This window comes from Shewanella sp. POL2, from assembly GCF_000282755.1.
Taxonomy (GTDB): domain Bacteria; phylum Pseudomonadota; class Gammaproteobacteria; order Enterobacterales; family Shewanellaceae; genus Shewanella; species Shewanella xiamenensis.
On record NZ_AKZL01000223.1, the window covers coordinates 1 to 394 of the forward strand.

At 42.6% G+C, this 394-nt stretch carries 1 pseudogene; it reads right to left on the reverse strand.

Features of this window, described 5'->3' with window-relative positions:
• Nucleotides 1-79: 79 nt before the first annotated feature.
• Nucleotides 80-394 (reverse strand): annotated as a pseudogene (locus SHEWPOL2_RS22165) (transposase); the annotation flags it as partial.

Sequence of the window (394 nt, forward strand, 5' to 3'; positions counted from 1 at the left end):
ATTTCAGACGAGGTAAGTCATCCCATAGTGCTTGGGAAGTTTTAGGCAATGATTGTTGTCGAAGGGATATAAGCAGTTGTCAGTCACTGTAAAAGTGCTGGCAGCTTGCGACAAAGTGCCGTCGTCGCTTTTCTAAGTGTTCGCAGTAATGAGTCAGTTCTTGTAATGTGCCTACTGGACCATGAAATAGCTTACCAAACTCGGTAGTCAATTTGAGCCAATTGTCATGGGGGATATTTAATCTGGTCAGTAACTTACCACTATTTTCACTGATGCTTCCACGTTTATCATTGCGAATGATTCGGCCTGTATCTTCCACCAATTGAAGGTAATCGGTTAAGGAAAACGCAATGCCATTGGGTTGGTTGTCACACTCGTTACCAATAAACGGTAA